A 24,227-nucleotide genomic window follows, 5' to 3' on the forward strand; every position below is an offset into this window, starting at 1 on the left:
GTTCGTTCCAGGCCTGGATTCTATACATGTGCTTGAGTTCGCTTGACACTCGTTAGACTGATGAGGAGACGAAATAGTTCTAAGCTGTCAAAAAACTTTTTTCTTTCAGCCCTGAATAGGATAGCGAGCCTTGCCTCCATTCTTAACAACGAATAGAATGCCTATAACATCACATACCAAAACACCCGCTCTTCTAAGATCGAAGGCGGGTGTAATCGAATTAATCTGTTTATAATTAGAAGTTAAAGTTGTCTGGATCAGAACCAAAGCGTTTGTTCTCGTTCAGGCCGTTAATCTGCTCTACTTCTTCCGAAGTTAACTCAAAATCGTAGAGATCGGCGTTCGCGCGAATTCGCTCAGGGGTGACAGATTTGGGTATGGTCACGATGCCGTTCTGCAGATCCCAGCGCAGAATCACTTGTGCGGGGGACTTGCTGTATTTGGCGGCGATGTCCTTCAGTAACGGATGATCCATCAGATGACCTTGTCCGAGCGGAGACCAGGCTTCGATCTGAATCTGATGTTTGTTGCAGTACTCACGAAGCTCTGACTGAATCAGTAGTGGGTGAAGCTCCACCTGATTAACTGCTGGTTTGATCGTGGCATCAATCATCAAGTCTTCCAGATGGTGAATCTGGAAGTTGCTCACACCGATCGCCCGGATGCGTCCTTCTTTATGAAGTTTCTCCAGCGCTCGCCATGTATCTTTGTACTTGCCCTTAACCGGCCAGTGGATAAGATAGAGATCCAGATACTCCAGTTCGAGTCGTTCCATGCTGGCTTCAAAGGCAGCTAACGTGGATTCATATCCCTGATCGCTATTCCATACTTTAGTGGTAATGAACAGATCCTCACGAGCTACTCCAGATTCACGAATACCCTGAGCGACACCTGTTTCGTTGTTATACGCTTTGGCTGTATCGATGCTGCGATACCCGGCTTGAATGGCCGTTTTGACAGCATGAACGACTTCGTCTCCGTCTTTAACTTTGAATACCCCAAAACCCAGCCATGGCATTTTGACTCCGTTATAGAGCGTGGTTGTGTCCTGCACGTGTTTCATGGTCCGAAATTCCTCCTCTTATTGATTCATTGTTCCACTATGTAATTACCCTGCTGTTCAGCAGCCAATCGATATCGAAGGGCCGTCATGACTGATTATACTAAAATCTGCCTGGTCTTGGAAAAGGAAGTGATCCATTTTACGAAGTAAACATCTCTATTATCCTTTTTCTTCAACCAGAGGTTTGGTTTTGACGCTTGTGGGTGATAAGATGAAGTATACGGAATATGGAAGTCAGGACTTTGCTATGGAGAATTTACATAAGAAACGAAGAAGTGCGGAATCGGGTACAGACCGGACCGTACGATTAACAATAAAGGAGCAAGAATATAATGGCTAAACCTAAACAAACCAAAAAAGCAGCTGCCTGGTCTCTCGTAGTCATGGGAGCGGGATTTGCTGCATCCTTGCCGTTCCAGGGCGTTCCCGTGGGCAAGTTGCTGGTAGGATCATTTGAAGCGGGACTCGTGGGTGGACTTGCGGACTGGTTCGCAGTTACCGCATTATTCCGTCACCCGCTCGGTATTCCAATTCCACACACGGCATTGCTGCCGAAAAATCGCGATAAAATGACGGAAGGTCTGGTCTCCGCAGTAGAGAATAACTTGCTCAACAAAGACAGCATTACCGAGAAAATTGCAGATTTCAAAGCAGCAGAGACGGTGCTCGATACGTTGACACGTGAGCTTCACAGTGACGGGATCAAGATCATGATTGATACACTCTGCAAACGAATTCTGGCTGGTCTGCCGTTAGAGCAGATTGCACCGCTCGTAGCACGTGAGATCAAGTCACAAGCGGGCGCCTTTGACCTGGGTCCGATTCTGGAACGGGCTGCCCACCAGATGACAGAGCGGGGTTACGACGCCAAAGCGCTGGACTACGGACTGAAGCAAGCCGAGGAGTGGCTGGTTAAACCCGAGACGGTCATGTTTTTGGGTGAAAGCGGCATGAAAGCCATCAGCGGCATTCAGATGAACGGATTGATGCAGTTTGCGATGAATGCGTTCCTGGGTTATATGAACGAGGAGCGTCTGGGTGGCATTTTACAAGGATATCTCTTCGATCGGGTAGAGGATATGAAACGTGAGGGCAGCGCTCTAAGGTACAAGGTGCTTGATATGGTACGTACCCAGACGGTGCGTCTGGCAATGAGCGAGGCTATGCAAGATGGAATCAACAGTTGGAAGAACAATATGCTGGAGGGCTGGAACGCAGAGGAAACGGTGCTGAACAAACTCACCGAACTGAGAGACAAGGCGCTCGCCGCGATGGAAGATGGACAGTATGTAGATACGTATGCACTGCCTGCCATTGAGCGGGTATTGGTTGATCTGCGGGCAGATGACGAGTTGATGACAGGCATGAATGCCAAGATCGTAAATGGCGTCACAACACTGCTGGAGAAAAACCATTCCAAAATCGGTAAACTGGTACGCGAAAATGTGGACAAAATGGACAATGCCACTTTGGTTTCGATGATTGAGGATAAGGTTGGACAGGATCTGCAATGGATTCGGATCAACGGAGCCGTTACCGGATTTGTTATCGGGATTGCGCTGACTGCGCTGCAGATGGCATTGGCATAAAAGTAAATCATGTAAAAGGAGGGCCGCTCTTTCGAGGAGTAGGCTCTTTTTGTCGTGGATGGGAAAATTATCATGTGCTTGATGCAAGAATTAGGAAAGTGGGTAATGTACACCAAAGTGTCCTATTTGAATCATATAGGAAGAAAGTTACATGAAAACGATCCTGTTAGCCGATATGGCTCATGTTGATTTTGTACTATGATGCAAGTAACAGATGAATAGGGTGTACTTCACATATAGTGAATGCCTCAATTCTACCAAGAGGGGGGATCCGTATTAAACATGCAGGATGGTTGAAGGGTTTATTCACACTAATGATGGTGTTTACTATATTTCTGGGAGGTTGTCAGAACATGAATGCAAGTGAGAAGGAAGCTCTATACCAGGAAGCTGAAGCAAACGTAATTCAGTACTTCAAGCAGAAGTTTGAACTGGATGTTGTGATTACAAGCAAAGAGTTATTGCCGGAAATGGCAGTGTCCCAGATTGGGTTGAAAGGGCATGTGAAAGATCATGAAGATCAGAGCTTTGGCATTTCGTACGACTACAAAAAGAAGGTAACCAAGAACCTGGTCATTAGCCCTGAGATTGAGGAAGTGATGATGGCCAAGGGACATGATCCATACGTCAAATAAAGGGAGGTGTAGTTATTGAGTAACGGGTCCAATATTGATGATGAAACGTATAAAACGATGTCTGATCTAGCCTACCAGGATCAAAAGGCTGGAGACAAATTAACGGAACTTCCCGGGTGGGAGGTCCTTGAGGGGACGGAAAGTAACAAATTTTCCGGTTTTGATGCCGTAACATTTTATAATCCCGAGACCAAGGAAGCGGTCATTGCTTATCGTGGTACAGAAGGAAGTGCGTCCCTGGATCGCTCCGTACCTGACTTTGTCATGGATGGCCGTATTGGGGGCGGAGAGTTGATTCGAAAGGGTCAGCAGGAGGCCGGGAATTTTGTTAATAATCTTACGCCGGATTGGCTCGACAAAGGGGTCGAAGGCGTTAAGGACTTCACGGGTATATCCAAAGTGGAGGATTGGGCTGGTGACAGGGTAAGAGACGTGGAGAACTGGACGGGTGATCGCGTAAAGGATATTGAAAAAACCGTTTCTCCTACAGGCTGGGCCAATCAGATGTATCAATCCGAAGACTACGCAAATCACATGCAGAACAAGCATAAGGATCTGAATTTCTCGATGACCGGACATTCCTTGGGCGGGGGAAATGCACAATATGCGTCTGCTTATACAGGAATTCCAGCCGTGACGTTTAGTGCACCATCGGTAATGGGTAATTTGACGCCAGAAATGCGGCGCCGGGCAGAAGCGGGTGATTTTGACGGGCAGGTTGTGAACTATGCCAATCCCAGTGATCTGGTAGCCAGCGGAACGCTGGGAGGATATGACCGGCATGTGGGATCGACCTATTACATCAACTCCGATTATGACTCGGCGAATGATGGCGTGAGTATTATTGATAAAGCCAAGAATTCATTTGGCGGGGAAAACTATCACAGTCTGGATCAATATGATTTCAAAAATGGTTACATATCCAATGACCTGTACGATCCGATTACTGGAGAGAGAATCCGCTATTCACCGCGCCTTATGGATCACATGGGACCGTTCGGCAAGAACTTCGGTCCGTTACGTTCCAAGTCTGGCGGCGGTGGAGGTATGGCTTCGGCTGCTGCGGCTTCAGGTCTGATTCAGGTAACGCCGGAAGAACTGAAAAGTGTCGCTTCGCGGTGGAAGCAAAATGCACAACAATGCAATGCCGAGCTCAATCAGGTACGAAGCCGCATGGCTCAATACCTGCATACAAGCCGCAGTCGCAGGCTGGAGCCGATTGTCACCCAACTGGACGCGTCAATTCAAGAACTTGGCACATGGCATATGAAACATACCAGCCAGTTCCTGAACTTTATTGATGAAAAGGCAGATGCCTTCCGGCAGGCGGACGAGAGTCCGGTTCATTTTAATTAGGAACCAGGTTGGTTAGCGTTGATATCACGTACATAGGGGAGGGGAACACGAGTGGGTGGACAATTGCTGGTGGAATTGAATGATCTTCGGATTGCGGAAAAAGAACTTACACAGCTTCTTGCCCGTTTGCAAGCCGATGAGCAAGAAGCGAGGGCGCTATACAGTCGCTTGAACGAATGGAAAGGGCAATCTGCCGATCATACAAGGCAGCAGATTGAAGAGTTTTTTGCGGGCCTGTCCAGACGTATTCAATCCATTGAACAGCAGAAGAAAAGCTTGCTGCAGTACATTGAGATCATGATCCAGACGGATCAGGAACGCTAAAGAGTGGTAAGGCTGCTGCCATATTGCGGATGGCAATCAGCTTGGATAAGAGTGTGACCGTGGAGCTTCATGATTAGTGCCTAAACCACGGATTGTAAAGAACATGGGTAGCCAATCAAGATGATGATAGCTAAAAAGCCTACGGCACATCGGGTATGAACCCATATGCCATAGGCTTTTTGTTATCTGAATATTTCTCAAGTTATCGTGAACTGTAAGTTAGTTCTTAACGTTTTTTGCGACGTGTAGCCAACGCGATCCCCAGGAAGGACAGGATCAGGGCCAGAATGGATACGATCAATGTTGCTTGTTGAAGCTTCAGTGTACCCGGATCTGTATCCGTGTTGTTTGGCTCCCCTGTAACGGTGTCATTAAGTGCATCGCCCAACGTGGTGTCATCGTTTGCTTTGCTATCGTCGTTAGCCGCTTTATCACCAGTGCCTGCTTCTGTACCTGCACTATCATGCCCTTCATTGGCATGACCTCCACCTGCCGCAGCATTACCAGCAGCAGCCGGATCTTCACTAATCGTCGTGATACTGTGCGGGTTGGCGTCACTTGGTTGGCCTGTCCATTCTACGATACTGCCATCACTGTAGTATTGGAAGGCATCCCAAGCCACTTCAGCTTCAGCCTTAGGATTCTGTGCAACGAAGTTGAACTGCTGGAATTGTCCTGCCAGAATGCCTTCGTTATCGCCGTCAATTTCCCATGTGATCGATGTGACTTCATTGGAATCGTTCTTCTCTGTGGTGATTTTCCAGCCTGCCAGTGGTTGATATTGCTTGAATGCCACACCTTCCGGAACTTTCATGGTGATTTTGGTTGTAGGCAGTTCTTTCTCGGATGGAATCTTAATCGTGTACGTCTGCCATGCGCTTGTCTGTGCAACGGATGGGCTAACGGTTACATGCGCGCTCGCGAATCCGGCGAATAACATGAATGCTGCTGTACCTGTTGCGATAGTGGATGTTAGTTTGGAAATCCATGATGTTTTCTTCAAAATAAATAACCCCTCTCAGTTCTTATCATATATGATGCGGCCCATTCTCTTAAATGAGTGTCTACGTTCTGCAAAGGCCGTTTCGGTTACGAATGGTCTTTCGAGTGATTAAAAGCAGGCTACACCTGCTACTCCGATGACAGAATAACCTTCCGATCGCTGTTATCCCCAGATTTTTTGATTCCCTTTTCTTAAAGGGTAAAATCCGGGGATAAAGGCGAACGCTTCGCTTCTTCACGCTATTTCTGTTCTCTCCGTTCTCGTGTAGATCAGAAAGCGTTTAACTTCGCTTCTCCAGAATCAATTTCATTCCCTTCACTACATTTGCAGTGTGTAGAAACACTAATTTTAGATTGGGTCACTTTTCAATATCAACGTTGTGTAACTATGGCTTGGCGGTGTCGATCTCAAATTCGGCATCCAGTGCATCCAACGTTTTGGTCAGAAGATGTACCTTGATATTCCAACGTCCAGGCATGGAGATGTAATCTTCAGCCTTGTACACACCGGTGTCATTTTTCGGAATGGTAATCTCATAGATCCCCATATCCATGTCCAGATGTGTGAGTGACATTGTGATCTGTTCCAGATCATTAACGATACTGCCATCTGCACGTTTGACATCTACTTCGAATTGGTTCTCTCCCGTCACATTAGGACTCACCTGAAGTGTGATGGACGAGCCATCTTCTGTAGTCTTTGTCTCCTGATACGGTCCGACCGCTGCGGGTTGTCCCGGAGACAGATGTGTCAGCACGGCAGCAAGAGCGAGGATCACAGCACCAGTAGCAAGCTCGGCTTTCAGACTGCCGGATAATCCGCTCCCCGTTGCTGCTCTTGCCATTCTGGCATGACGCCATGCAAAGAGAACCATCACAATCAGCAGGACGATCTTGCCGATCAGGACAAGGCCATAGGCTGTAGTGAACAAGGAGGTCAGCACGGGTGCAGGCAGAATAATCAGGCTGCTGTATATTCCTGTAGCAACCAGAGCGGCTACGGCGCCAATCCCCCAAGCGGTAAACCTGCGAATAGCAGTCCAGTAGACTTCTCCTCGCACCTTCGAAGGCAGCTTGTCAGCGAGTGGAGGCAGACATATCGCCATGGCAGTTAATGCACCAATCCAGAAAGCAGCACCGATCAGATGCACGAAGTCCATGGCAATCGCGAGAGCACGTTGATCCGCCGCAGCCGGATGTCCCGTCATGGCATGAGTGAACAGCCATCCAAGCACAAGCACGAGTGACCCGTAAGAAGACCAGATGCGAGCACGGATGGATCGATCGCGATCATATCCGGAGAGAATCGTGACGGCCAGCAGCATTACAATGAGTATCTGTAACATCCAGATCTGGCCAAAAGACGTCAGTTTGAGCGCACTTCCAATAAGTGCCCAGCTTAGTTCGCTCAGAGCCACACCAGATTCATATAACGTATTCAGTGGCAGGCTGACCAGAGCGGCGAAGGAAGCAGCAGCATAGCTGATCCATAACAGTCTGTAGCTACCCGGAACGTCCATTGGTTCTCTTGTCATGGATGTCGGTGCGATTCGCAGCAGCAAAAATGCAAGTGTCCCCAGAATGACAGACAATCCGAGATACTGAATCCAGTCTGTCAGGGATACGATCCATTTCAGCGGCCCACCTGTTGAACCGGAACCGGATGTAAGATCACTTAGTCCAGCAGGAGAACCGGACGGTTCTCCAATATGGAAAACATATGCCCCTTGGATCGGGTGTCCATCGGCAGATACAGCTTTCCAGTTAACGGCATAAGTCCCGTTCCCGAGTCCAGCCTGCAGGCCAGTCTCCAGAATATGAGGGCGATCCACATCGATCTTTACATTTCCATCATCTGCCTGATTGCCGTCAGGTCCGGTGATTTTGATATCATAAAAGGCCGTCTGCAAGGATTCGTTGAACTCCACCGTCAGCCGCTCCGGAGCAGCTACGAGGATCTCATTTTCTCCTGGCGAAGCCTTAACAATATAAGCATGGGCAGATGCCCACTGTGGCATAACAAGGCAACATACAAGTAACAGGCAGGTGACCAATGCCCAGTGCCGTTTGCCCCATTTCAGGGTAAAGCGTGTAAAAATCAAAAAATCATCACCCTCAGGTTATCAATTTGCAGTCATTCATGATCCTTTATACACAATCTAACCCATTATAACTTTGTCCAAAATGACTGCGTATGACTACATTGGGCTATAAAAAAACGATTTGGTCTACATAATTGTGACAAAAGCATGAATGCTATGTCATTTCTCACTTATGTCGGACGCATCATTGAATTCTCGAAACAACAATGATTATTTGCGAAGTTTACGTCCTGCAAGCCCGCTCTCTAGCGCGTAGCGGGTGAGTTGTACCCGGTTTTCAAGCTGGAGCTTCTGCAAAATGTTTTTGAGATGATTCTTCACCGTCTGGTCTGAAATACCGAGCTGATCGGCGATCTCCCGATTGGTGTATCCCGCCGATACCCATTGCAGAATCTCAAGCTCCCGCGCGGTTAGCGGGTTATCTTGCACATCTTCACTGCGTGGTGCGGGAAACTCCTGCAAAATCCGGTAGGCCAGTTCCTTACTGAGCGGTGCGTCGTCACTGACGATAGCGCGCAGGTATTCAAGCCAAGTGGAAGGCGTTAGATTTTTGAGCAAATAGCCTTGAGCTCCTTGTTTCAGTGCTTCGAACAGAAAGGTCACATCATCCGATACGGTGACCATCACGATAATAACATAAGGGAATCGCAGCTTGATCTGACGGGTGGCTTCCAGCCCATCCATGTCCGGCATCTGCACGTCCATCAGGATCAGGTCAGGCATCCATTGTCCGGTGAGCTCCAGTGCTTCATGTCCATTCGAAGCTGTACCAATCACTTCAAACAGGCTGTCCTCGGATAAAATGCTACAGATCGCTTCACGCGCATGCGCATGATCATCAACAACCAATACACGTACATGTTCCATATTAAGTATGCTCCTTTCCGATCGTCATTCGTGTATGCCCCGGTCTTGAATCGAGGGTAAAAGACCAACCCATCTCTGCAGCACGTTCCTTCGTAATTCGCAGTCCGTACCGATCCTTCAGATGAAGAGGATCTCCACTTAGTCCATTCCCATTATCCTGAATATAAATGAACCAGGCAATTGGGTTACCTTCCGCGTGAACCTGAACGCGGGCAGCCTGCGCATGTTTGCGTACGTTCAGTAAACCCTCCCGGATACAGGCGAGCAGTTCCACTTGTTCCTTGGCAGAGAACGTTACACCCCTGAGGTCCCAATGAATCTGTGCACCAGGCACCGTTTCCTTGACGAGCACTTCGACCTGCGCATGTAGTGAAATAATTTCTGATGTTACCGTAGAGGGAGGAACAAAACGCAACTGGGCAATAGCTTGCCTTACATATGTATTGACTTCATGCACGGTTTTTTGAATCTCCTGGATCTCATGCTCATGTCCGCTCCCTGCCAGACTACGGCCTGCTTTATCGGTCTTCACTGACAGCAGGAAAAGAGATTGAGATATGCCGTCGTGAAGTTCCCGTGCCAATTGGTCACGAGCTTCCAGAGCTGCTTTTGCAGCCCGCTCCTGTTCCAGAGCAGCCCTGGCACCTTCGAGCATGTGGAACAATCGGCTGAGCAGTGTCACGCTGACGAGGTAAACGATGACGGGTGTTAACCAGTTTCCTGCATCCATCGAAAGGTATGGCATCAGAAACTGATGGCGAATATATTCCCAGATGCCTACGGTGAAAGTGGGGATCAGCAGAATCATCCATTTGATTTGTTTATAGGACATGAATGCAGAACTCCTTTGATCTAGGATTAGCTTAATAACGTACTTTATTTATGTAGGGATGGGACCATTATAACGTAAGCTTGTCCAAGACCCTAGTCTGTGTTTTGGAGAAACTTGGGGAGGATCAGGGAGTATTAAGAAGGATATCTAAGAACGACATGTGGTGAAATGTTGTCACGCTAGGTGAGGGTTGGTGTGAACAGCTGAGGAAGGCTGAGTCCGTTTTCCCTATCGTAGTAGGTCCTCTATACTTATATAGAACGTGAATTCATTACAAAACATGTTAAGGAGTGACGCAACAACATGAGTCAAGAAGTATTGGAACGTCGCAGTGAATTGCTCAAAAAGAACATTCATCAGATGCTTGTTCAAGACAATCAGCACGGTATCAGTCGCCAAGACAACATGTTTTTGCAGCAGATGATTAAAGAGCTGCATCAGACCTCACATGAACTGAATACCAAATCTTAATGTAGAATCTGCACGAGAATGAAGTTGTCTGGTGTACGATTCATTCCATGACGAAAATGAAAATGGCGCTATCTCCGATCAGACCGGGGATAGCGCTTTGACTTTTCCAGGGGATATAGGAGAAGTTCCATTCATTTTAAAGTTACAGTTAAAGTTACAGTTGCTGAGCTGTTCTTTTCTCAATATATCGAATGAACAGCTCCGCAAGATGCGGGTCGAACTGTGAACCCGAACACGCGCGTAGCTCCCGAATGGCTTCCTCCACGTTCTTGGTCTCCTGATACGGACGCTCTGTCGTCATGGCATCAAAGGAGTCAATCACGGTTAGCATCCGGCACAGCCGAGGGATCTCATTCCCCTTCAGGCCGTAGGGATAACCTGTACCATCATAGCGCTCGTGGTGCAATTCAATATACGGAATCAGATCAGCGAAGCGATCGTTCGTGATCACCATCTTTTTGCCCCAAATGACATGCCCTTTAATCGTTTCCCATTCTTCGCAGGTGAGTTTTTCCTTTTTGTTGAGAATGGACCATGGGATCTCCAGCTTACCAATGTCATGAATCAGTGCCCCCAGCACGAAACGCCGTTTCTCCACATTGTCCAGCTTAAGCAATTCACTGATATCCAGTGCATATTTGTAGACCCGTTTGGAATGTTTGAACGTATCCATATCCTTGTATCTGAACAGATTGAGCTGCTGCTCGATGTCACGAACATCCTGCACCAGATCAATCTCGTGCTCCATGCCATCATTGCTGCCGTGACGGTGAACGTTGTTCTTGCCTTGTTTCTTCGCATAATACAGTGCTTTATCGGCCTGATCCACGAGCTGGGATTTGTTATACATATCCACCTGATAGGGGGCGACGCCAGCAGAGAAGGAAAGACAACCATGCGGAAACACTTCAACACCTTCAAACGGTGTGTCGTTTAGTTGTTTGCGCAGCTTATTCATGAACCTGTAGGATTCGTCCAGTTCCATGCCTGGCATGAGCAACGTGAACTCTTCCCCTCCATAACGAAAGGCGGTGACAGGTGTACCTTCCGTCTTCCGTATCAGAAAATCCCCAAGCAGGGCCAGCAGGCTGTCACCTTGAAGATGGCCAAACCGGTCATTATACTTTTTGAAATCATCAATATCAATAAGTCCCAGACAGAGCGGTGTTCCCTGCGTACGAGCGGTAGTCAGTTCATTCTCCAACATACTTTCAAAATAACTATGGTTGAACAGACCTGTGCGTTGATCCGTGTTAGCCTTCTCCTCAATGCTCTGATACATGACAAACAACTGCTTGAATGCATGGGAGAGCAGAATACTGAGACTCAGATATAACAACAAACCGAGTACGCCATTATGCACAACCAGAATCGTCAATACAAGCGCCAGAATCAGCGTACATAAATAAACCAGCAGGGATTCGGTAACGAATGCCCGCTTCATCTGCTGTAATGCATCCTTCGTTGAGAAATGAAAGAATAAGCCAAGTGTGATCGTGTTGATGATAAAGTAGGCTGCGAGCGCTGCAAAATAAGGAATCAGGTTATAGCCGTCCAGCGTTCCCGATTGCCCGCCAGTCCACTCAAACACGGCAGCTGCTCCCGTAATCATGATACTGTAGATGCTGAAATTGACAATGTGTTTCCACCAAGTGAGCTTGCGCTCTTTGATTAACAGGATGATGGAGACAGGAAGCAGCACAGATAAACTGAAAGCTCCGCCAAACATGAATATACAGGCAAGGTATACCGATGAATCCATGGATTGCTGATTACCTTTGGGTGGAATCTGGAACGTGAAATAATCCAGAATTAATGCCGCACCCAGCATGGTGTAGACCATAACCCAATCCGCCGTCGTTAGATGAAGATAAGACCACTTGTTCATGTACAGAAAAACACCGATCCCGGTACAACTAAGCAACATAACATACAGACTGCTTCGATCTGCCTTATGGATAAGGTTACGAATAAAGTTCATAAAAAATCTCCTGCTTGGTTTAGTCTACTCTTGATGTGTATATGATGGGTGTTCTTGTGAAGAGATATACTATATAGATGTCTAACATACCAAGTTGCCTGCCAAAAATCCAGAAAGAAAAAACAGGCTGCTGGGAGCCTGTTTGTCTTGTTTGGCGGTATGGATACTAGCCGCCCAGCTTGTATCCCGAAGTTAGTGCTACAACGACAGAAGCCACGATGATTGCGTTGATGACAAAGCGGGAATATTTCACACCTTCAAATTTTTTCATGGAGAAGACCTCCCTTCCTTGGAGTCTACCTGTTTTCTTCAAGCCTGATGAGTTTTAGCAGGTTGCACAGCCTTTTTGTCCCGATTCACCATCATGTATTGGATAAAAAGGAATATGCCAATATTCATGACCACATCACCGATGCTGATGACCTGAGTCCGTGGATAAGGGCTGGAGAGTGGGATGATATCACCGAGAAAAGGCAAATGTGTAGACGCATCCATCATAAAATGCTTTGATACGGCGCCGCCTTCCCTGAGCATGTCTACATAATAGGGTCCCAGTACAGCAGAAGCTTCTACAGAAACTGGCATGCGCCCACCGTTTACAGCCATAACGGCAAAATTGAGAAACACCCCAATCCAGATGAGCATGAAACCGGTATGGTGTCTGTTGAGCCAGAGGAAAGCGAGCCCTGTAATGTAGACGGCAGCAAAGAGATAACCATTAATGGATGCCACCCATTCGAATCGTTCCTGCAGATAGAAAATAAAGAACTGGATTAGCAACAATACCGGGAAAATCCAGCCACTTCGCAGTTTGAGTGCTGCAAACTGGTTGAGCCCATGCCACAACCCGCCCCGAAAAAATCCAACGATCAAGCCTAGTAGAATACCGTCATATACCATGGAGTAACTCCTGTTCGTGCGGAAATATGCAAGTTGATTGCGTGTTTGTGTACATAAAGGATTCGACCTTATATTGGTAATTCCTGCATGAGAAAAATGATTTTGTAGAAGAAATTTGCAAAATGCTGAACAAAAAACCGCCTTTACGAATCTAGGGGTCGAAACCCCTGTAAAATTCGGTAGAGGACGGTTGCTTATGTTGCCAAAATATGAGCTTAAATTCGGTTGGAGAGAGAGTTTATGTTATTCGGATCCACCATTCAGATAATTGAAGAAAGGTTGATCTACCCAGAAGTCATACGTAGTAATGTCAGCATCAGGGGCTAGTTTCAAGAAGCCTTCCCGAATGGTTTTGGCATTCTCTTTCAGCGAGAAGGACTGAGCATAGTAATTGCCAAGAGCGATCTTATTATTGGAAATGACCGGATAGTTGGTCAAAGCGGTTGGTGAATAATACAGCGGTTGCCACCAGGAACTGAGAATCAGTGGAGATGTACTTTCACTGTTCTTTTTGGCATATTTCAGCACAATATCATTGAAGCGGACTTTGTCTGCCACATTGTTGAACTCGAACTGAATATCATATTCCTTCGCAGAAGCAATATAGTTGCCGTTCTCGATCTGTGTCACTTTATAGTCTGGCGTTTCCTTCGGCTCGCCCCATTCCTTCAAATAAATGAAGGCAGATGTCTTGGGTTGGAATTGCACATCAGCATTAATACCTTCGCTACGCAACAAACCAACCAACTGTACAGCATGTTGAATATTATCGTGGCCGTAGGTAAGTGTCAGTTCATCGATAAAGTTGGAATCAAAGCGGCTATCCTTCAGATTATAACCCGTTACGAGATCATCTCGCAGGGCCTGATCCACAATCTTTCTCAGCTCAGGTGATTCGATTAGGTCCGCTGTGCGATATGCAGCAACCAGTTTGGAATAGATGTCCGCATCGCCGGAACGCCCAATCTCATGTTTGTATTTCCCTTGGCTGATCAGGACACGTCCAAGCAGTGTGTTGGCGAAATCCTTGCTTGCTACGCCACCCTTAAGGAGAGCAGGGTACAGGCTTTCGGGAATCAGGCCTGTATCGATCGCTGCAGCCAATTCCTGTGCGGCTTGTCCCTGAACACGGTTCGGGCTAATGCCAACTTTGGCAAGGGCTTTGGCTGTTTTCTCTGTGGGATATGTATAAGCGAGTTCCTTGAATCCGGCTGCTTTCACCGCGATGAAGACCGCTGCATAAGTGCTCAGTTGATCCTTGGCACGTACTTCTGTACCTGTAAGAACCCCATTATTGAATAAGGATACGGCAGCATCGTAGGAAGAATCACCAGAAGACAGATCGGTAAAGACTGGAGCTTTGGCTGCATTGTCACTTACTTGAGTTGCTTCCGTGATGGTTGCAATGGCTTGAATGAAATCACCTTTGGTAATCTGTTGCGGCAATTGAATGTTGTATTTCGCTTGCAAGAATTGAGCAAAATCCGCTGCGCTTTCCGTATAGGCAACTGGAGCCTGAGCTACCGGTCCTTTGACACTTTGTGAGGTGGTTGGTTTAGCCGGAGTTGCAGTGGCTGCAGACGCAGAAGCGGGCAAGCTAAGGCTGCCGAGTGTTACCGGAGCGGCGAGTAGGGCAGCCAACGTGATCTGGGTGATTTTTTTCAAAGGAATAGCCTCCTTAAAATGGGTTGGAAAATGAGATACTTCCGGTTATAAATCTGACAAATCCTATATGAATATAATAATTGGATTGACTTTAGCACGGAGACGCGATGGATGTCAACGAAAAAAAGCTTGATACAGAACGGTTTCCAAAGCTTGGTAGAAAGCGAATTGTCAATTATATTCTATTTGAGTGTATACGCTCAAAGATTTATTGACAAGGATCGACAGTATCCGCTAGGATAAGAAAAAAGAATGTTGAAAAGGGGTATTTTCAAAATGAAAAGAGGTTTATCGTTCGTCTTATCGATCATCATGTTGGCTATTTTGTTGGCAGCTTGTGGGAATTCGGCTTCCAAAGACGAACAATCCGCCCAAGGCAGTGATTCGGAGAAATCTCTTCGGATGGCCCTCGTACTTCCCGAAAAAATAGGGGTTAACCCTTTCTTTGTACAGATGGATGAAGGCTTCAAAAAAGCAGGCGAAGAATTCAAAGTAGATACCAAGACGATTGAATCGACAGACCCGGCAGCATTTGAACAAAATCTGCGTGCTGCGGTTGCCGAGAATTATGATCTGATTATTACAGCAACTTTCCAGGCAGAAGATGCATTGAAGAAAGTCGCAGCAGAGAATCCGGACAAGTCCTTTGCGATTGTAGATACAACCGTTGATCTTCCTAACGTGCGTAGCGTTGGTTTCCGTGAATATGAAGGGGCGTACCTGCTTGGTGCAGCTGCTGGATTGTCCACCAAAACAGACAAAGTCGGCATGATCGCAGCAATGGATGTACCATTGATCAAGAAATATACGGAAGGGTTCAAAGCTGGATTGGAATCCGTGAATCCGGATGCAGAATTCCTCGTGAACTATGTAGGTGGATTCAATGACCCGGCCAAAGCAAAAGAATTGGCGCTGGTACAATTCGGCAAAGGCGCTGACTTCATCGCTGGCGCATCCGCTGTAGGTGATCTTGGTGTGTTCGAAGCAGCGAAAGAAAAAGGCTTCTATACTTCAGGTCAGGATACGGACCGTACGGTTGAAGACCCGGAACATATCGTATTGTCTCAATTGAAGTCAACCGATACGGTTGCTTATGAGACCGTAAAAGATTTCGTAGAAGGCAACTTCAAAGCAGGTGCAGTAAACTACGGCTTGAAAGAAGACGGTGTGGGCCTGACGTACGTTACACGTGACAGCGAATCTCCATTGAATGCTTTTGTTGGACAAGAAGTGATCGACAAGGTTAAAGCAATCAAGGATGATATCGTATCCGGCAAAATCGTAGTCAAAGATCCATTGCAACAATAGTTCGAATGTTTCTAATGTTCTTTACAATGAATGAGTGATGGAATGGATCAGCCGGCTGCCCGATCAGGCAGCCGGTTTTGCTGCTATTAAATGACCAGTATATGTTCAACTTATCGTTTACACGATAACGAAGAGGACAGAAATAACCTGAAGAAGCGAAGTGTTCGCATTTATCCCCGGATTTTCCCTTGTCAAAAGGGAATCAAAAAATCTGGGGATAACGGCGATCGGAAGGTTGTTCTGTCATCGTAGTGGCGAGTGTAACCTTTTTAAGTTGAACTGAGGGGAGCGAACGCGAGATATGCTGTTGGAGATGGAGCAGATTACGAAGAGATACGGCGGCTTCACCGCTAACCGTGACATCCGTTTTAATTTGCGTGAGGGAGAGATTCATGCCCTTGTAGGTGAGAACGGGGCCGGTAAAACAACCTTGATGCGTATGCTGTACGGGATGGAACAGCCTACGTCAGGCACAATCAAAGTCCGTGGACGCGAAGTGAGCTTTGCTACGCCGTCCCAGGCGATGGCAAGTGGCATCGGTATGGTGCACCAGCATTTTATGCTGTTCCCTTCCTTTACGGTGGCGGAGAACATCGTGATTGGACGCGAACCGGCGAAGGCAGGTGCATTTGATCGCAAAAAAGCAGCGGCCCAGGTGAACGAGCTTGGCAGACAATATGGTATGCCGGTTGACCCGTGGAAAAAAGTGTCCGAGTGTCCACTTGGCATGCAGCAGCGTGTTGAAATTCTCAAGGTGCTGCATCAGGGCGCAGACATCATTATATTGGATGAACCTTCAGCGGTACTGACACCGCTGGAAGTGAAGGAACTGCTGGCGAACATGAAATCACTCGCCAAACTGGGCAAAACCTTTGTACTGATCACGCATAAGCTGCAAGAAGTCATGGATGTAGCCGACCGGATCACGGTGCTTCGGGATGGTCAGGTGACAGGTACGTTGGAAGCGAAGGATACACATGTGGAGGAATTATCCCGTCTGATGGTTGGTCGTGAACTTGTGCGTATGGACAAGCAGCCATCGGTTCCAGCGGAAGCGGTGCTTCAGGTGGAAGGGATCAATCTGTCCGGAGCGAAGGATCGTTCGGCGCTCAAGGACATCCACATGGAGGTTCGAAAAGGTGAGGTCGTTGGTATAGCGGGTATCTCGGGTAACGGCCAGTCGGAACTGATTCAGGTCATTGCCGGACTGCGTAAGGCGGATAGTGGTCGCGTTGTGCTCTCCGGGCAGGATACAACCAATTGGCCTGTACGGCGCATCCGGGAGCATGGACTTGCTCATATCCCGGAAGATCGTTACATGTGGGGAGCAGCCAAGGATGCAAGTGTTCGCGAGAACGGGCTGATGGGACATCATCATCGCTTGCAGTCACGTGGCATCATCAAAGCCAAAGCAGCAAGAACGATGGTAGAGAGCTGGATCCAACAGTTCAGCATCAAGACGGGTTCTGCGGAAACCAAGGCACAGTTTCTGTCCGGTGGAAACTTGCAGAAGCTGATTGCTGCCCGTGAATTTGCACAGGATACACCGTTTCTGATTGCCGCCGAACCAACACGTGGTGTGGATATCGGAGCGATGGAGACAATCCATGCCGAATTGCTGCGCAAACGTAGTGAAGGTGCGGGAATTCTGCTCATTTCATCGGAGTTGTCGGAGATTTTGCAATTATCTGATCGGATTATTGTCATGTATGAAGGCGAAATCGCCGGAGAACTTGAAGCAGAGGAAGCGACTGAGGAACAGATCAGCTTGTTAATGGCAGGAGGGAAAGAGCGGATATGAATCGGGTAAAAGAAACACTTCGCGGACTCGTACAGCCGCTGCTTGCCGTATTCATCGGTCTGCTTGCAGGGGCTGTGGCGATTCTGATCGTTGGCGGTAACGTGGTGGATACGTATGCGGAGATGTGGAAAGGGGCCTTCGGGAACTTCTACTTCTTCACGAATACGTTGGCTCGTTCCACGCCAATCATTTTGGCGGGACTTGGCGTAGCATTGGCATTCCGTGCCGGATTTTTCAATATGGGAGCCGAAGGCCAGATGATTCTTGGCGGGCTCAGTGCTGCGCTCACCGCGCTCTATCTGCCAGGGCCAGGCTGGTTTGTGTGTATTGCTGCGATTGTGGCAGGTATTGTTGCCGGGGGAATCTGGTCCCTGTTTGCAGGTTGGCTGGATGCACGCTTTGGGATGAACCTTTTGATCACAACTCTACTACTTAACTATATTGCTATTTATTTTGGCGGATACATGGTCTCCTATCCATTCAAGGACCGCACAGGATCTGCAGCGATGGCACAGACTCCGATGATTGATCAGAGTATCTGGTTGCCGAAGTTGTTCCAGGGTATGGGACTGCATGCCGGATTCATTATTGCTATTGTAGCGGCTATTCTGATCTACTGGTTCACACATAAAACGGTGACCGGTTACGAGATCCGCATGCTCGGCAGCAACCCGTCCTTTGCAACCTACGGTGGTGTTCGACGCATTCGTATGATGATGCTGTCCATGGTCATCAGTGGTGGACTTGCTGGACTTGCGGGTGCGGGGGAAGTGCTCGGTACACAGTACCGTTTCCTTGATGGCTCGCTGTCATCCGCAAGTTATGCATGGAGCGGCATTATGGCCACGCTGCTTGCCCGCTCGCACCCCCTTGGTACAGCTGTAGCAGCCATTCTGCTGGCTGCGTTACAGACAGGTGCCATGGGGATGGAGCGGAATACGGATGTGCCGCTGGAAGTCGGCAGTGTCATCCAGGCGGTATTGACGTTATTTGTATCAGCTCAGATCGGTTATTCATTCCTGAAGCGGAGAAAGGAGAAAAAGTCCAATGCAACAACTGTTTGATGCAGCCATGTTTGGCTCAACCTTGCGGATTATGACTCCAATCCTGCTTGCAGCGCTCGGTGGGGCTTTATGTTCTCGTGTCGGTCTGTTCAACGTCGGTCTTGAAGGACTGGTGCTGATCGGTGCATTCTCCGCAATTGTCGGCAATTATCTGTTTGGCAATGTACTGCTGGCTGTACTCTTTTCCATTATTATTGTGATGTTATTCTCGGCGCTGTTTGCCTTTATAAGTATTAATCTCAAGGCTAACGCCATCGTGGTCGGGATCTCGCTGAACTTCCTGGCTGCGGGGGTGACGACCTTTGCACTGCGTGCGATTTTTGATGTAAAAGGTGCATACTACGACAAAGACATGGTGGGACTTCCCAAGTGGGATATTCCGCTGATTAAGGACATTCCGTGGGTCGGCGATGTAATATCGGGACATAGTCCTCTGGTTTACCTCGGCATTGTACTCGTGATTGCATTGCAATTTTATCTGTTCAAAAGTGTATCCGGCTTTCGTCTGCGCTCGGTCGGTGAGAACCCGATCGCAGCACAGAGCATCGGGATCAAGGTACGCGGCATCCAGTACGGTGCCGTTCTGATGTGCGGTGTCTTGTGTGCCCTGGCTGGCGCACAGCTGTCGCTCGGTCAGGTGACGATGTTTACCGAAGGCATGACTGCTGGTCGTGGGTTTATCGCGCTGGTGGCAACGATGTTAGGACAAGCGAATCCGCTTGGTGTGATGGGCTCCAGTGTACTGTTTGGCTTCATGGAAGCATTGAGTATTCGTCTGCAAGGCTTCTCCTTGCCAACGCATTTCACGTTGATGCTGCCGTATATTGTGACGCTGGTCGCGATGTTCTTTTTCAAAGACCGTACCTATGCACAGGATGCACTGAAAGCGGGCGGAAGCTCGCGTTAATTCCTGAATGTCTATGTTAGAGGCAGAAAAAGAAGGAGGGATTCCACTTGCATAACAAGGCTGAACGTTTGAAAAAAAGTAAAACCCCGGCACCCAAAACAGGTAACGATCACGGAGATCGGCTGCCGCCAGGACAGATGCTGACGGAGAAATTCCCGATTCTGCATGAAGGGGAAGTGCCGGAATATGACCTGTCCACGTGGGACCTGAAGGTATTCGGCGAAGTGGAAGAGGAGAAGGTGTTCTCCCTAGCTGAGTTGCAGGCGATGCCACAGGTGAACACGGTGAGTGATATTCACTGTGTTACCCGTTGGTCGAAATTCGATACGCCGTGGGAAGGTATTCGCTTCTCCGATTTTGTGAAGCTTCTGGGGGTTAAGCCGGAGGCAAAATACGTCATGATCCATGCAGATCATGATTATGAGACAAATGTACCGCTCGAAGAATTGATGCATGATGATGTACTGCTTGCATTCAAATATAACGGTGAGCCACTAACGCCCAAGCATGGCTTTCCGCTGCGTATGGTCGTACCCCAACTCTACTTCTGGAAGAGTGCGAAGTGGATACGTGGTCTGGAGTTTATGACAGAAGACCGTAATGGATTCTGGGAAGTGAATGGTTTCCACCATTTTGCTGATCCGTTCAAGGAACAACGCTTCTCCGGTGAAGATCTGCCGATTCCGGAAGACGAGTGGACGAAGAAGGAGTTTGATTGATATGTTGATGCCTATTTTGCAGATTCATTCGGAAGACATGCCGGCATACGCCATCGTCTGTGGTGATCCGGCACGTGCGGAGAAGATTTCCCGTAAGCTGGAGCAGGCGAGAGAACTGGCGTTCAGTCGGGAGTATCGTACATTTGTTGGATTGTATGAAGGGGTACAGATCGCTGTGGTCAGCCATGGTGTAGGTTCGCCTGGAGCAGCTGTGTGTTTCGAGGAATTGATTCGCGCGGGTGTAACAACTCTGATTCGTGTAGGTACAGCGGGATCGTATACAGCCGATTATCCGGCAGGTAGTGTGATTGTGAGCACAGCCGCTGTTCGTACGGATGGGTTGACTCGCCAACTGGTGCCGGATGGTTTCCCAGCGGTAGCGGATATTGGGGTGACACAAGCGTTGATTGAAGCTGCTCGTGAGCAAGAACGCGCAGATGATGCAACATTTGCAGGCAAAGTGGGCGTGGGTATCACCGTAACGCTGGATGCATTTTTTGCAGGCGTGGAAGAGATTCCACACCGCAAGTATAAGCAGGCTGGAGCACTCGCGGCCGAGATGGAAATTGCGGCACTCTACATCGTCAGCACCTTGCGTGGCGCTCGCGCCGGAGCCATTGTCGCAATTGATGGATTCGCGGACAGTGATCTGGCTGCCGAGTATGATCCGCATACGGATGCGGTTGGACAAGCGGTGGAGCGAGAGATTAATGCAGCGCTACGCGCACTAGCCGCGCTTGCTCGCCAGGATCAGGCTTAGAGTGGTTTAAGGCAAGGATGCGTTTGTGTTCATTGTTACAAAGCAAAACAGTAGATGATGTCCATTTGAGGTGGACAATATAAAAGGGCGTCCCGCAAGGTCACGAATATGACCTAGGGGGCGTCCTTTCCTTTTTAATTTCTCCATTTTTTGGTTAAGTGGAGCCTTCTAAATAAAATGAAAAAGAAGAGGGGATGCAGGTACAATAGCGAATTGTATCTGCACGGCATGTCATTAGATTAGGAGAGTGATTAATTATGGGATGGAGTGAATTACGTGAAATTCCTAATGAATACAACGATGAAGTACAGCGGATTGATGAGCAACTTTTGAAACTGGTTGCAGCCAGAAAGTGCATAACCGGAGCTGTTCAATACCAACCCCCTCAAAATATCATCGATGAATGGGTGAGCTTACTGGATATGAAGGAGGAAGATATCCGATATGTTCTCCGTAGCGTGCAGCCGATGCCGCAAAGACACTACTATCCAAGTGAACCGCTCCAATTGACGAGTGTGGTGCCGATTATGAAGAAAATGATCAAAGATTCGTGTGAGTATATGATCACGCATTCGATGCAATATGAAGGCGAAAGCCTCGTATATGTGGAGATTCAATATAAGGGGAATGAAGCTGAGCATATACAAATGGTTCCACATTTGGCTCTGGAAATATTCAGCGAACAGAGACATATCACCATGAGACATGGCAGTCGTGGAGGAGGAGGGGAGACGCAAATTAGTTTCCGAGTGGTTCCTGCCCTTCCTTCTTCTCTGGAAAACGTTCGATTCTCCTTGATTCCCTCAATACCAGAGATGGAATACAAAGTAGAGGAAATCATTTTGGATAAACAGGTTGATTTCGATTAATGGGGAACAGGATATAACATGAAAAATGACGTATGGATGATGCGCGTGTACTAAGGGCGCAAAATCTATACGTCATTATGTGTATCTGGGGAAATAACACCTTGTTCTTTCTCGAATTCTTCAATATGTTGTTCAATAAGATACTCAATCTGCATCGCAATAGATCGTTTGTTTTTGTCCGCAATCACTTTAATTTTCTCAAAATTCTTTTCTCGCAGCCTTAGTGTAAAGACTCTTTTATCTGTAGCCATGAAATAAAATCTCCTCAAAAAGTAATGTTCATATTGTATCATTTAACTCAAATAACACATAACTTGGGGACGGCCTGTCCCTCGAAGAGAATGATAATGCAAAAAGTGGGCACGTTATATAAAGGAACATCAACATGAATACGAAAAAAGGGAGGACTCTATGATGAAACAGAACAATCAACCTCAGGATGAGGCAGAAATTCGCAATAAGCTGGATGAAGACGGGGATTCCTTGATGGAGAAAAAGAAGATTCTAAGCGGAGTGGACATTGAGCCGGAGGCGGACGAATGGGCAGCGAAGCCATCACCTGTTGCTTTTAATGAAGGAAATGCTTCTTCGAAAAAATAAACAACATGAGCATCCTATGGGCTTGATGGAATGAAGATAAATTTAGCGAAGCAGGTACCCTTATGGTATCTGCTTTTTGGTTGTATAATAATGTAAAATTCATTAGATGAAAGAGTGATGGGGATGAGTACAGGTACGATTAACATCCGAAAGGCAGAAATGAGGGACTACTCTGGCGTGTCATTGATGATGGATGAGCTGCACCAGATGCATGTTGATGCACGCCCGGATCTATACAGAGCGTTAGAGACCAGAATGGAGGAAAAGGAGTTCACCGAACTGCTGGAAACGGACAAGCGTTACCTGTATGTTGCCGAGTCTTCGGAAACGGGCTTAATTCTGGGTTACGGGAGTGCGCAGTTGAGTATTATTGAAGATAACTCATTAATGGTGGATCGCAAGATGTTATACATCCATGAACTTGTAGTCGATACCAAGCATCGGGGCCAAGGAACAGGCAAACAGCTAATACAGGCATTAATCGAGCTAGGAAGAAAGCTTCAGGCTCACAGCTTGGAATTAACTGTTTCCACGTTTAACTCTGACGCACAGGCCTTCTACGAACAGATGGGTCTGGTCGTTCGCAGCAGCAGGATGGAGTATACCTTGTAAGATGCATCGCTCTATTTAATAAAGAAATCATCCATTTTTAACAAAATATCAAAATAACCTTGAATACCCCCATGGGGTATGTTACTCTTAGAAAAGAATGAAAGAAAAGGGGTGTTCATGATGGATCATCAGAGCCATCCCGAGGAACCTTTGCAATCCTCCGTGTCAGATTCAACGGAAGCTTCGGCTACAGTTCAGGAAGCGGTATTCTGTCATGCCGAGGGCAGTGATGGTAAGCATGTGCGCAAGAGTCACCACTCACAGGAGATGAAGGGTAACCTGGTTTCTCGCTTGAACCGTGTAGAAGGTCAGATTCGCGGAATTAAGGGATTAATTGAGAAGGATACGTACTGTGATGATGTGCTGACGCAGATCGCCGCGGCTCAGTCTGCTCTTAATTCGGTAGGCAAGCTTCTGCTTGAAGGCCATATGAAGAGCTGTATCGTTGAGCGCATTCAGGCGGGCGAACATGAAGTCGTGGATGAACTGTTGGTTACGATGCGGAAGTTAATGAAGTAAGTTAGTTCAACTTATATAGTTATCATTTTAATATACCCCAAGGAGGAATATACAATGTCTAATGTTACGTTGAACGTTACGGGAATGTCTTGCAATCACTGTGTGAAGTCGGTTGAAGAGGCTGTGAAGAATGCTGGGGCGAGTGGCAAGGTTGATCTGGCAGCGGGAACGGTAGCTGTGGAATATGATGAGCAGACGGTGAACGTAGATCAGATCAAGGCTGCGATTGAAGATCAGGGATACGATGTAGTTTAACGGAACCACAGGCTTAAACCCAACAT

25 protein-coding genes are annotated in these 24,227 nt (G+C 47.6%); 16 read left to right on the forward strand and 9 right to left on the reverse strand.

Annotated elements, in window-relative coordinates; all coding sequences use genetic code 11:
• Positions 1-235: 235 nt before the first annotated feature.
• The gene (locus J7E78_RS01740; protein ID WP_124118025.1) at positions 236-1,063 is read right to left on the reverse strand and encodes an aldo/keto reductase; all 828 of its coding nucleotides are present in this window, start codon (positions 1,061-1,063) and stop codon (positions 236-238) included.
• 332 nt (positions 1,064-1,395) lie between these two features.
• On the opposite strand from J7E78_RS01740, the gene J7E78_RS01745 reads away from it, so the two are divergent.
• From J7E78_RS01745 to J7E78_RS01760, 4 genes are all read left to right on the forward strand, one after another.
• Positions 1,396-2,652, forward strand: a complete 1,257-nt coding sequence (locus tag J7E78_RS01745; RefSeq protein WP_215074650.1) for a DUF445 domain-containing protein — start codon at positions 1,396-1,398, stop codon at positions 2,650-2,652.
• 353 nt (positions 2,653-3,005) lie between these two features.
• Positions 3,006-3,287, forward strand: a complete 282-nt coding sequence (locus J7E78_RS01750) for a hypothetical protein (RefSeq protein ID WP_215074651.1) — start codon at positions 3,006-3,008, stop codon at positions 3,285-3,287.
• Between the two features lie 15 nt (positions 3,288-3,302).
• On the forward strand, positions 3,303-4,643 hold the full coding sequence (locus tag J7E78_RS01755; RefSeq protein WP_251034751.1) for a hypothetical protein: 1,341 nt from the start codon (positions 3,303-3,305) through the stop codon (positions 4,641-4,643).
• 51 nt (positions 4,644-4,694) lie between these two features.
• Positions 4,695-4,967, forward strand: a complete 273-nt coding sequence (locus tag J7E78_RS01760; protein WP_215074652.1) for a hypothetical protein — start codon at positions 4,695-4,697, stop codon at positions 4,965-4,967.
• Between the two features lie 226 nt (positions 4,968-5,193).
• Here J7E78_RS01760 and J7E78_RS01765 read toward each other — a convergent pair whose 3' ends face one another.
• The 4 genes from J7E78_RS01765 to J7E78_RS01780 form a co-directional block, all read right to left on the reverse strand.
• Positions 5,194-5,970, reverse strand: a complete 777-nt coding sequence (locus J7E78_RS01765; protein WP_251034752.1) for a YcnI family copper-binding membrane protein — start codon at positions 5,968-5,970, stop codon at positions 5,194-5,196.
• Positions 5,971-6,355: 385 nt separating this feature from the next.
• The gene (locus J7E78_RS01770; RefSeq protein ID WP_215074653.1) at positions 6,356-8,071 is read right to left on the reverse strand and encodes a copper resistance CopC/CopD family protein; all 1,716 of its coding nucleotides are present in this window, start codon (positions 8,069-8,071) and stop codon (positions 6,356-6,358) included.
• A 210-nt stretch (positions 8,072-8,281) separates the two neighbouring features.
• Positions 8,282-8,938 carry a response regulator gene (locus J7E78_RS01775; protein WP_215074654.1) on the reverse strand — a complete coding sequence of 219 codons (657 nt, stop codon included), beginning with the start codon at positions 8,936-8,938 and terminating at the stop codon, positions 8,282-8,284.
• 1 nt (position 8,939) lies between these two features.
• The gene (locus J7E78_RS01780) at positions 8,940-9,770 is read right to left on the reverse strand and encodes a sensor histidine kinase (protein ID WP_215074655.1); all 831 of its coding nucleotides are present in this window, start codon (positions 9,768-9,770) and stop codon (positions 8,940-8,942) included.
• A gap of 303 nt (positions 9,771-10,073) precedes the next feature.
• Here J7E78_RS01780 and J7E78_RS01785 point away from each other — a divergent pair, with 303 nt between their 5' ends.
• Entirely contained in the window at positions 10,074-10,241 is a 168-nt protein-coding gene (locus J7E78_RS01785) for a hypothetical protein (RefSeq protein WP_017691019.1), read from the forward strand.
• 154 nt (positions 10,242-10,395) lie between these two features.
• On the opposite strand, the gene J7E78_RS01790 is transcribed toward J7E78_RS01785, so the two are convergent.
• The 3 genes from J7E78_RS01790 to J7E78_RS01800 form a co-directional block, all read right to left on the reverse strand.
• Positions 10,396-12,222 (reverse strand): bifunctional diguanylate cyclase/phosphohydrolase, encoded by a 1,827-nt coding sequence (locus tag J7E78_RS01790; protein ID WP_215074656.1) that lies wholly within the window; start codon positions 12,220-12,222, stop codon positions 10,396-10,398.
• A gap of 309 nt (positions 12,223-12,531) precedes the next feature.
• Positions 12,532-13,122: a DUF5317 domain-containing protein gene (locus J7E78_RS01795; RefSeq protein WP_215074657.1), complete on the reverse strand. Its 591-nt coding sequence runs from the start codon at positions 13,120-13,122 to the stop codon at positions 12,532-12,534.
• 243 nt (positions 13,123-13,365) lie between these two features.
• Positions 13,366-14,787 (reverse strand): hypothetical protein, encoded by a 1,422-nt coding sequence (locus J7E78_RS01800; protein ID WP_215074658.1) that lies wholly within the window; start codon positions 14,785-14,787, stop codon positions 13,366-13,368.
• A gap of 276 nt (positions 14,788-15,063) precedes the next feature.
• Between J7E78_RS01800 and J7E78_RS01805 the strand changes: the two genes are divergently transcribed.
• The 7 genes from J7E78_RS01805 (at position 15,064) to J7E78_RS01835 (ending at position 22,215) form a co-directional block, all read left to right on the forward strand.
• Positions 15,064-16,095 carry a BMP family lipoprotein gene (locus J7E78_RS01805; RefSeq protein WP_017691014.1) on the forward strand — a complete coding sequence of 344 codons (1,032 nt, stop codon included), beginning with the start codon at positions 15,064-15,066 and terminating at the stop codon, positions 16,093-16,095.
• A gap of 301 nt (positions 16,096-16,396) precedes the next feature.
• On the forward strand, positions 16,397-17,896 hold the full coding sequence (locus tag J7E78_RS01810) for an ABC transporter ATP-binding protein (RefSeq protein ID WP_215074659.1): 1,500 nt from the start codon (positions 16,397-16,399) through the stop codon (positions 17,894-17,896).
• Entirely contained in the window at positions 17,893-18,960 is a 1,068-nt protein-coding gene (locus J7E78_RS01815) for an ABC transporter permease (RefSeq protein ID WP_062837193.1), read from the forward strand. Before J7E78_RS01810 ends, J7E78_RS01815 begins: the two co-directional genes overlap by 4 nt.
• Positions 18,944-19,867, forward strand: coding sequence for an ABC transporter permease (locus tag J7E78_RS01820; protein WP_017691011.1), 924 nt, complete (start codon positions 18,944-18,946; stop codon positions 19,865-19,867). Before J7E78_RS01815 ends, J7E78_RS01820 begins: the two co-directional genes overlap by 17 nt.
• Positions 19,868-19,914: 47 nt before the next feature.
• A complete protein-coding gene (locus J7E78_RS01825) occupies positions 19,915-20,586 on the forward strand; it encodes a sulfite oxidase-like oxidoreductase (RefSeq protein ID WP_017691010.1) in 672 nt (223 codons plus the stop codon).
• Between the two features lies 1 nt (position 20,587).
• Complete coding sequence (locus J7E78_RS01830) at positions 20,588-21,346, forward strand: nucleoside phosphorylase (RefSeq protein ID WP_215074660.1); 759 nt, start codon at positions 20,588-20,590, stop codon at positions 21,344-21,346.
• A 257-nt stretch (positions 21,347-21,603) separates the two neighbouring features.
• The gene (locus J7E78_RS01835) at positions 21,604-22,215 is read left to right on the forward strand and encodes a hypothetical protein (RefSeq protein WP_215074661.1); all 612 of its coding nucleotides are present in this window, start codon (positions 21,604-21,606) and stop codon (positions 22,213-22,215) included.
• A gap of 65 nt (positions 22,216-22,280) precedes the next feature.
• Here the strand turns inward: J7E78_RS01835 and J7E78_RS01840 are convergent, their stop codons facing one another.
• Positions 22,281-22,466, reverse strand: a complete 186-nt coding sequence (locus J7E78_RS01840) for a hypothetical protein (RefSeq protein ID WP_076329734.1) — start codon at positions 22,464-22,466, stop codon at positions 22,281-22,283.
• Between the two features lie 163 nt (positions 22,467-22,629).
• Here J7E78_RS01840 and J7E78_RS01845 point away from each other — a divergent pair, with 163 nt between their 5' ends.
• The 4 genes from J7E78_RS01845 (at position 22,630) to J7E78_RS01860 (ending at position 24,201) form a co-directional block, all read left to right on the forward strand.
• Complete coding sequence (locus J7E78_RS01845; RefSeq protein ID WP_215074784.1) at positions 22,630-22,815, forward strand: hypothetical protein; 186 nt, start codon at positions 22,630-22,632, stop codon at positions 22,813-22,815.
• Between the two features lie 123 nt (positions 22,816-22,938).
• On the forward strand, positions 22,939-23,427 hold the full coding sequence (locus tag J7E78_RS01850) for a GNAT family N-acetyltransferase (RefSeq protein WP_215074662.1): 489 nt from the start codon (positions 22,939-22,941) through the stop codon (positions 23,425-23,427).
• Between the two features lie 120 nt (positions 23,428-23,547).
• Complete coding sequence (locus tag J7E78_RS29220) at positions 23,548-23,946, forward strand: metal-sensitive transcriptional regulator (protein ID WP_251034766.1); 399 nt, start codon at positions 23,548-23,550, stop codon at positions 23,944-23,946.
• Positions 23,947-24,000: 54 nt separating this feature from the next.
• Positions 24,001-24,201 (forward strand): copper ion binding protein, encoded by a 201-nt coding sequence (locus J7E78_RS01860; protein ID WP_215074663.1) that lies wholly within the window; start codon positions 24,001-24,003, stop codon positions 24,199-24,201.
• Positions 24,202-24,227: the final 26 nt, after the last annotated feature.

The organism is Paenibacillus polymyxa (assembly GCF_018614975.1).
Lineage (GTDB): Bacteria > Bacillota > Bacilli > Paenibacillales > Paenibacillaceae > Paenibacillus > Paenibacillus polymyxa_E.